The organism is Nostocoides australiense Ben110, from assembly GCF_001050535.1.
GTDB classification, from domain to species: domain Bacteria; phylum Actinomycetota; class Actinomycetes; order Actinomycetales; family Dermatophilaceae; genus Nostocoides_A; species Nostocoides_A australiense.
This window is the reverse complement of record NZ_HG764815.1, coordinates 4,116,920-4,122,629: the sequence shown is the minus strand read 5'-3', so window position 1 is coordinate 4,122,629 and position 5,710 is coordinate 4,116,920. Positions and strand designations below refer to the sequence as shown.

The window sequence follows — 5,710 nt, the reverse complement described above, 5'->3', positions numbered from 1 at the left end:
GGGTCGCATCGTGATGACGGCGGGGGTGCGGGTGAACTCGCTCGTGGCGTGCTGCGAGCCGGCGACGACGGCCTGTGTCGCGGTGACGGTGCCACCGTCGGAGGCGACGGCGACGGCGTCGGTGATGATGCCGGCATCGAGCCGGACGGCGACCTTCGCCGCGACATCCTTGCCCTCGGTGCCCGAGGTGATCAGGATCGCTGCGGGCGAGGTCTGCCCGGCGAGGTCGACGAGCGCCTGGGCCTTGGGCAGCGCGAGGTAACGGTCGGCGTCGGGGGCGTCGACGGCATACACGGTGGTGGCGCCGTGCTCGGCGAGCGCGGCGCGCACGTCGTCGGCGACCGGCCCGACGACGACCGCGGCGGGTTCGCCGAGGGCGCGGGCGGCGGTGAGCAGTTCGAGGGTCGCGGGGCGCACGCCGGAGGGGGTCAGTTCGGCGAGAACGAGAACGGTGGACACGTCAGGGTTCCTGTCTTCTTCGGCGGGGGTCAGAGGAGGCCGCGGGCGGCGAGGAAGTCGGCGACCTGGGCGGCGCCCGTGCCGTCGTCGGTGATGAGAGTGCCGGCCTGGCGGGCAGGAGCGGGCTCCATGCTGCGGACCTTGACCGCGGCGGCGCCGGAGCCCACGCTGTCCGCGCCGACGCCGAGGTCGGCGAGCGAGAGGGTCTCGATGGGCTTCTTCTTCGCCATCATGATCTGGCGGAACGCCGGGTAGCGCGCCTCTCCGGTCTGGTCGGTCACCGAGACGATGGCGGGCAGCTGGGTCTTGACCTCGAGCCCGGCGGCTTCGGAGTCGCGGGTGATCGTCACCGCGTCGCCGTCCACGGCGAGGGACTTGGCGAAGGTCGCCTGGTTGATGCCGAGCCGGTCGGCGACCATCGCGGGCACGACGGACATCTCGGCGTCGGTGGAGGCCATCCCGGTCAGGACCAGGTCGTAGCCGACCTTCTCCAGCGCCTTCGCGAGGACGAGGGAGGTGGCGAGAGCGTCGCTGCCGTGCATGGCGTCGTCGACGATGTGCACGCCCTTGTCGCCGCCGATGGCCAGGGCCTTGAGCAGCCCGTCCTTGGCCTTGGCGGGACCGACGGTCACGTAGGTGATCTCGGCGTCCGTGCCACCCTCGACGAGGCGCACGGCCTGTTCCACGGCATACTCGTCGAGCTCGGACAGGCGCCCGTCGACGGCGGCCCGGTCGAGGGTGTGGTCGGGAGCGAACTTCCACACAGCGGTCGGCTCGGGGACGTATTTGACGAGGACCACGATCTTCATGGACAACCTGCCTTCGCAAGGGGTGCGTGTCGTATTAGGCGGCCCGGCGGCGCTGCCGAGCGCCAGTAGTTGTGAACCTACTCCTGAGGGGTAGTGCACGGAAACCGGAACACCAGGCGAGATGCCCAAAGTCCCCCAGGACGGCCTCCGGAGCGGGGTTTTGCCGCCCTCGCGCAGAGCTTCCGCGGCGAAATCCCAACTGCCAGAACGCTCCCAGGTCGCGTCGCGGCCCTAAGATGACCTCCATCGGCCCCGTCCGAGGGGTGGACCTGAGGGGTGGTTTGAACATGGGTTTCCTGGACAAGATTTTCGGCCGGACGTCCACATCGCGAGCGAATCAGCCCACGTCATACGGCCCGCAGTCGTATGACGCGCGGCCAGGCCAGTCGTACGGCACGGGCGCTCCCGGTCCGCAGGACGGCATCGGGCACACCGGCGCGACCGAGGACGAACGCGCCATCGCCCGCTATCGCTATCTGTTGCGCACCGCGCCGCCCGAGAAGCTGGAAGAGGTGCATGCGCACGCGTTCGGTCAGTTGTCCCCGGCGCAGCGCCAGCAGGTGCTCGGCCGGCTGCGGGACGACCTGCCCGAGGGGGAAGCTCCGCACAGCGACGAACCACGCGAGATGGCCCGCGCCGCCACCCGCGCCGAGCTGATGCGGCCTGGCTATATGTATTCGGCGTTCGGGCCGATGAGTATGGGCGGGATGATGATGGGCTCCCTCTTCTCCACCATCGCCGGTGTCGTCATCGGCTCGGCCATCGCCGACGCCCTCTTCGACGGCTACGACTCCTCGCCCGAGGCCGCCGAGGCTGGGGAGTATGACGCCTCCGCCGACCCCGGCGCGGATGCCGGCTCCGATGCGGGCTCGGACGCCGGTTCGAACGCCGGTACCGATGCGGGATCGGACGCCGGGTATGACGCGGGCGGCGGCGACTTCGGAGGCGGCGACTTCGGGGGCGGGGACTTCGGCGGCGGCGACTTCGGCGGGGATTTCGGCGGCTTCTGAGCGCACCAGCGCGGTGTGAAGCCGATCCGTGCACACCGGCTACGAGTGCCGCGGCCTGCGAACTCGGGCAAGCCTGTGACCTGCAGGTATGCCAGCCGCGCCGACGAACAGGTGCACTACTTGTAGCTGGTGTCTGCCGCGGAGGGCAGCAGAGGTAACGCGAAGGGGCCGCACCCGGCGTGGGTGCGGCCCCGGCGTCGTCCAGCGAGGCGCATCGTCCAATGAGTCGGCGTCGCTCAGCAACTCAGAGGTCGAAGTACATCTCGGACTAGTCCCGCATGATTGAGGGTCGTTGAGGATGATTGGCATATGGCCTCCCACCTGCGGAAACGTCGTTGACGATTGACGGCAGTCAATGGCGCGGAATGAACGTTTTGTGTCCCGGTTGTGTCCCAAGACAGGACCCCCGGAGGCTCCGGGATCCGGGGGTCCTGCTGGTTCGGCGCTGGTGAGTCTTCGGGCCGAAAGGGGGAACCCTCGTCACCATCCCTTCCGGCCGGACCAGGAGGTCACACAAAAGGGTGTCCGGGCGGTGGGGTTGACGCCGTTGCGCCGCTACTGGGCTCGAACTCTGTAGCGGTGCAGGATCGCGAGCTCCGGCAGGGTCCAGCCGAGGAACATCCCGTGTCGGACGGTGGCGTCGTCGATGCCGACCGAGATCGTGTGTGCCGGGTTGCCGACCTGTCGCGCGGTGCAGCTCACGATGACGGCGGCGAGGTCGTCGGCCGGCCCGAAGGGGTCCTCGAAGCCTCGATCGCGGGTGTACGCCCGGACCATCGCGGTGGTCGTCTCGATGTGCCGATAGAGCTGCTCGGTGCTGGTCCCCGCGCCGTCGCCAGCCATGTAGGCGAGGACGTCGGCGGGAGTGACGTGCATCGTCAGATGCTCCCGTCGTCCTCGACCGTGAGACCGGTCAGAACGATGATCGCCTCCGGGTTCACCGGCTTGGCGTCGAGGCGATAGACGACCCGGATCGCCTGCTGGTCATAGTCCCCGAAGGTCTGGTCGAGGATCTTCACGCTCGGCGCGACGTCGCGGGCGACGACGATCTGGCTGAAGTCGACGAGCGCGGCGCGGCCGGTCGGGGTCTCCGGGACCGTGACGTCGTCGGGGACCCGGTTCGTCACCAGGACCGGCACACCGAAGAGGGTGTAGCGGCCGGGAGCGGTGACGTCCGGCTCGATGAGGTAGCGCTCCTCGAGGTCCTTGACCTTGCGGAGCGCGATGAACTCCCGGCTGGTCATGACCCAGCGGGTCCGGGCCAGGTCGACGTTCGCGGCCATGGCGAGACCCTGGGCGTCGAGGAGGTCGTCGAGGGAGAGGACCCCGTCGACCGGGAGCTCCTGGGTGTCGGCGTAGGCGAAGAGGCCGCGCGGGATCTCGATCCCGTCGCCGGCCGCCGAGAACAACTGAGCATCCATCGTGTCCGCGACGTCCTTCACCAGACGCTCCTTCAGCGCCGCGTCGAGGGCGACGACCGACTGACGCGCGAGCTCGTTGCTGTAGCGGGTCAGAGTCTTGATGCTCTTCATCGTCGAGGGGAGGAGGGAGACCTCGTCGAAGGTCGGGTCGACCTCGTCGATCTGCTCGTTCTCGCCGTGCCATGACGGGGTCGTCGCGGAGCCGAGCTTCGGGATCCGGAGCGGGCGCCGGCGGTGTCGATGATGCGGGGTCCGGCGGCGAGGAAGGCGGAGGCGGCCTCGAGCGGGCGGACCAGGGTGGTGAGGACCTGCTCGGCGGTGAGCTCGGTCGCGGCGACCGATCCGGCCGCGGCGGTCGTGGTCTGGGATGAAAGCGCCATGATGGCTCCTTGGGTGAGTGTGCGGAATGGTCACGCGCTCACCGGGAGCGGGGAAGGGGAGCCGCGCCGGGCGACTCCCCTTCAGCATACCCTATGGGGGTATCTCACCAAGCCTTGCCGCTCCGGGGTCTGAGTCATGTCGCGAACCGCCCCTGAAAGGCCGAAACACCATGCGACCAAACCCGTGAAGTAGGGTCAGGCCGTGATGCGAGCGCAGGCAGAACCCGCAGGTGTACACGGCTCCGCGGTAATTGCAGGCTTGGCGAAAGCCGGTGCGTCGTGGACCGACTTGGGGGCACCAAGGACCAATGGGCAAGTCGTGCATGTTGAGTTGCGCGGCACGCGAGCGGCGTTTGACCTTTCGGACTCGCACCGAATCCACCCAGCTGCCGCGCAGGCCAACGTAATCTTCAAACGATGCTGCCGCCCGACGGGATATGAGACGGACGTCCGCCCGCTCGTGCCAACCGCGGGTTACAGGTTCGGCCGTCAGCCACTTGCCCACCACGCCGCATTGCGTGGGCTCGATCTCATGAGGCAGGTTCGAGGTATCCGCAGGACGCCCCACTGGTCATGGTTCAGTCCACGACAGCAACAACCGCTCGTGCTGTTTCAGGTGCGAGCATGGGACACAGCGACCGGAAGCGACCCGGCGGATCGGGAGCGGGTCAACGAAGAGCGGGCCAGCATAATTCGTGCACTACGAGCCGGGCTCGGGCCCTCTTTTGTAGGCGGTTTTGTCCCATCGCCGTACGCCCGAAGCCGATACCCCGACTTGTTGTCGGCGTCCCCGTCCACTCCTCGCGAATACGCCAAGTTGGCCTGCCGAGCAACTGTGGGCGTCTCGACCGTGGGACTTCACGGGTCAGTGCCCTGGAAGGTTGCTGAGTATCTTGCTGTGGGCGCGGCAGTCGTGTCAGAGCCGCTGAACTCGACTTTCTCAGCAAGCCCGCCCATGGTGCCTTACACCAGCGTGCGCCAGTGTGTCGAGTCAGTGATGCATCTAGTCGAGAACCCAGAAGCCGCCTCCGTCATGGGCAAGGAGGGCCGCCTCTTCTTCCAACGCCACATTCGACCTGACCAGATGGTGCGCGAGGCGCTCCTCTCGATAACGACGTGATGCTGATCGGACTGAGCCGTCAGCGAAAGGTGCGATAAGGCGTGCCGGCGCCATCTGAAGCAACTGCTCCGTCGTGATTGATCTTCGCCATGATGGGGCGCCCTTCTATGCTCGGGACCGGAGGATGCCGGCCAGGTCGGTGGTCGTGCTGGGTCCCGAGATCCCCTGTCCCACCTCGCCGCGGGGGCGACGTGAGGCCCGAGTCGTGCCAATTTAGTGTGTCGCGGGCTCGTGGCCTGTGGCGATGAGGATGTCTCGGGCGGCGTCAGTGAGGGAGTCGGCCGCGGTGTGGGGGTGGCCGGCGATGGTGATGGTGATCTGCTGGATCGGGCGGAGCGCGCGCACGATCTTCTTGATGCTCATGCCGGTCTGGTCTTGGAGGCGCCGGGAGATGGCCAGCGCGGCGAAGACGATGGTCAGGTGGGCCTCGATCGCGTCTTTGGTGTGGTGGAAGATCGGTCGGGCGCGTAGGTCGCTCTTGGACATCCGGAACGACGCCTCGACCTGCCAG

Annotated in this window: 6 protein-coding genes and 1 pseudogene; 2 read left to right on the top strand and 5 right to left on the bottom strand. The window is 67.9% G+C overall.

Annotated elements, in window-relative coordinates:
* Both BN11_RS20365 and BN11_RS20360 read right to left on the bottom strand, forming a co-directional pair.
* A partial coding sequence (locus BN11_RS20365; protein WP_048700258.1) for an electron transfer flavoprotein subunit alpha/FixB family protein occupies window positions 1-459 on the bottom strand: 459 nt, incomplete at its 3' end.
* A gap of 29 nt (window positions 460-488) precedes the next feature.
* On the bottom strand, window positions 489-1,268 hold the full coding sequence (locus BN11_RS20360; protein WP_083433918.1) for an electron transfer flavoprotein subunit beta/FixA family protein: 780 nt from the start codon (window positions 1,266-1,268) through the stop codon (window positions 489-491).
* Window positions 1,269-1,555: 287 nt separating this feature from the next.
* Here BN11_RS20360 and BN11_RS20355 point away from each other — a divergent pair, with 287 nt between their 5' ends.
* Window positions 1,556-2,278 carry a hypothetical protein gene (locus BN11_RS20355; protein ID WP_048700255.1) on the top strand — a complete coding sequence of 241 codons (723 nt, stop codon included), beginning with the start codon at window positions 1,556-1,558 and terminating at the stop codon, window positions 2,276-2,278.
* Between the two features lie 555 nt (window positions 2,279-2,833).
* On the opposite strand, the gene BN11_RS20350 is transcribed toward BN11_RS20355, so the two are convergent.
* Window positions 2,834-3,154, bottom strand: coding sequence for a hypothetical protein (locus tag BN11_RS20350; RefSeq protein ID WP_053084200.1), 321 nt, complete (start codon window positions 3,152-3,154; stop codon window positions 2,834-2,836).
* Window positions 3,155-3,156: 2 nt separating this feature from the next.
* The gene (locus tag BN11_RS20345) at window positions 3,157-4,167 is read right to left on the bottom strand and encodes a phage major capsid protein (RefSeq protein ID WP_201329327.1); all 1,011 of its coding nucleotides are present in this window, start codon (window positions 4,165-4,167) and stop codon (window positions 3,157-3,159) included.
* Between the two features lie 117 nt (window positions 4,168-4,284).
* Here BN11_RS20345 and BN11_RS25940 point away from each other — a divergent pair, with 117 nt between their 5' ends.
* Window positions 4,285-5,199: a glycosyltransferase gene (locus BN11_RS25940; RefSeq protein WP_327152907.1), complete on the top strand. Its 915-nt coding sequence runs from the start codon at window positions 4,285-4,287 to the stop codon at window positions 5,197-5,199.
* Between the two features lie 213 nt (window positions 5,200-5,412).
* Here BN11_RS25940 and BN11_RS20340 read toward each other — a convergent pair.
* Window positions 5,413-5,710 (bottom strand): annotated as a pseudogene (locus BN11_RS20340) (IS1634 family transposase); the annotation flags it as partial.

What these genes read in the sequence shown, in the direction of transcription:
- BN11_RS20355 (WP_048700255.1), top strand. Translation starts at nt 1,556, where the DNA reads ATGGGTTTCCTGGACAAGATTTTCGGCCGGACGTCCACATCGCGAGCG.
- BN11_RS25940 (WP_327152907.1), top strand. Translation starts at nt 4,285, where the DNA reads ATGCGAGCGCAGGCAGAACCCGCAGGTGTACACGGCTCCGCGGTAATT.
- BN11_RS20345 (WP_201329327.1), bottom strand. Translation starts at nt 4,167, where the DNA reads ATGCTGAAGGGGAGTCGCCCGGCGCGGCTCCCCTTCCCCGCTCCCGGT.
- BN11_RS20350 (WP_053084200.1), bottom strand. Translation starts at nt 3,154, where the DNA reads ATGCACGTCACTCCCGCCGACGTCCTCGCCTACATGGCTGGCGACGGC.
- BN11_RS20360 (WP_083433918.1), bottom strand. Translation starts at nt 1,268, where the DNA reads ATGAAGATCGTGGTCCTCGTCAAATACGTCCCCGAGCCGACCGCTGTG.